This window comes from Moorena sp. SIO3I6, from assembly GCF_010672095.1.
The window spans coordinates 1-2,000 of sequence record NZ_JAAHHU010000897.1; the positions used below are offsets into that span (position 1 = coordinate 1).

The window sequence follows — 2,000 nt, forward strand, 5'->3', positions numbered from 1 at the left end:
CCCTAGATCATAAACGCCGAACCGGTGCAAGACCACTCAATTAGTTGACTTTGGTCAGTTCAGAGGATAATCAAGTTTTAGGGAGTGTTAGAGCATTTTGAGGGTCGATTTAGATGCGATTACCCTGGTTACCGGCAATAGTAACATGGGCATCACTGGCTCCAGCCATGGCATAGATTTCTCCATCACTATACTCGTGTTTGATGGGACTTTCTTCTTCTTGAGATAGATAGTCTTCTTGGGAAATGTAATTTGTAATTTTATCAGCAATCATGATGGGTTCAAGATAGTGACTCTATTAGTATAGAACAAATGGAATAGGGAATAGGGAGTAGGGAGTAGGGAGTAGCGATGCAGCGCGGTCTTGGGGAGGCAGCGCGGTCTTGGGGGTTCCCCCGGAGACGAAACCTGATTACGTTGAGCCTTTATGGTTGGTAGGCTCTGCAGAAAAGGGTTAAAACTTATTGATTAAGGCGAGCCTGTCTTACGGTAACTTCGGCGTAGCCGACGCTTCGCGAACAAACCATGAGCGACTGCCGTGGTTTCCCCCATGAGCGACTGCATCAAGACGGGAGTAGGAAATATGGAGTAGGTATTAGGGCACAAAAATTATCAGAATTACTACACGGATTAATCAAAATATTTTGGGATTAATTTGAGTTTGTTTATGTCTACATTGCAACGGTTATTAATACACATTATACTTGGCTATATATAAGTAAAATGCTGTGGGATTGCTTACGGAATTTGTTATAATTATAACTAGGATTATAACAGTTTAACGATGACACTAACTACCGATCCAGAACCGAACCACAATCAATATCCAGAACCGACATTAACTGATGTAATCCGAAAACTTGATGAGCTTTCAGATGAAGTGAAAAAGTTTGATGAAAGATTTAGCAATTACCAACAAGCCACACAATGGGTGATTCAGTTAGCTTTTGGCTTAATTGCGAGTGCTACTGTTATCGTGATTGTGAGCAATGTTTTAAACTAACTCAATAGTTAATTTTTGATTTTATCGCCATTTTCAACCCTTACTGCCGAGGAATTTTACCTTAACCAAGGGGATAGCTTTCATGGAAAACGCGTTCGCGTAGCGTGGCCTACGGCCAATCGCGTAGCATCTCCCTAGGAGAATCGCGTCGCGTCTCCCGATGGAGTATCCCGTAGTTTATGTCTGGTGGGCAGTGGAGCACACAGATTTACCAAACTTACCAATCCCTTTAGCCACTGCCCACCCTACGATTCTCACTGGCGTTGGTCTTGACCGTGCGATTGCCCCTCATTAAGGTGGAATCAAAGTACAGACACACTTCCGGTACACCTTCACAACAGGAGGTTACGGCACCACAGACGTTTTGGAGTGCATCGGTGTTGAAGCGTACAGTATAGGAGGAGTCCGCTTTCTCTACAAATAGTGGCAGTTGGGAGCCAGTCACAACCAACGGCTTGCTCAACAAAGCGTTATAGTGGCCATCCTTATCCAGCCCGGTCATCAAAAACGACAGTATGGAAGCAGTCCAGGCCATGGTGTCCGTGCCATGGAGCACAATAAAAGACCAGCCCTTTCAACGTGTACAAATGTACTATAGGAATCAATCATCATTTGTTTTTTTTCAACTCAGAGCGAAGCTGATTCTATTCCCTGTTGGAACAGACTAGGGGAAAGCGGGATAAGTTAAGGCGATCGACAAGGGTCGGTGTTGGGGGAACCCCTTTGGGGATCTGTGCGAGTACAGGACAGGATTCCCTTTTGCTGTGCGGGGAGATAATATCAGACTGGGTCTGACCCGATAGATCAACACAGGAAAACATTAATGCTACCCTTGTATTTTTTCCCAATTTGTAAGCGCTTGCCCAGTCACCGTCATGGCCAGAGGGTTAATGGAACGAGTGAATGCTTCCGAAGCGTAAGGATAGTTTATTTGATTTGTATGCGCAGAATCAGTAACATCCGCGAGTTACTTTTTTCTTCCCAGGTAGATTTGATA

At 44.5% G+C, this 2,000-nt stretch carries 2 protein-coding genes and 1 pseudogene; 1 reads left to right on the forward strand and 2 read right to left on the reverse strand.

Annotated elements, in window-relative coordinates:
* Positions 1–127: 127 nt before the first annotated feature.
* Positions 128–274 (reverse strand): annotated as a pseudogene (locus tag F6K49_RS44135) (Uma2 family endonuclease); the annotation flags it as partial.
* A 510-nt stretch (positions 275–784) separates the two neighbouring features.
* Here F6K49_RS44135 and F6K49_RS44140 point away from each other — a divergent pair.
* The gene (locus tag F6K49_RS44140) at positions 785–1,003 is read left to right on the forward strand and encodes a hypothetical protein (protein WP_075906817.1); all 219 of its coding nucleotides are present in this window, start codon (positions 785–787) and stop codon (positions 1,001–1,003) included.
* A 229-nt stretch (positions 1,004–1,232) separates the two neighbouring features.
* On the opposite strand, the gene F6K49_RS44145 is transcribed toward F6K49_RS44140, so the two are convergent.
* Positions 1,233–1,559, reverse strand: a complete 327-nt coding sequence (locus F6K49_RS44145) for an asparaginase domain-containing protein (protein WP_269087146.1) — start codon at positions 1,557–1,559, stop codon at positions 1,233–1,235.
* Between the last annotated feature and the right edge of the window lie 441 nt (positions 1,560–2,000).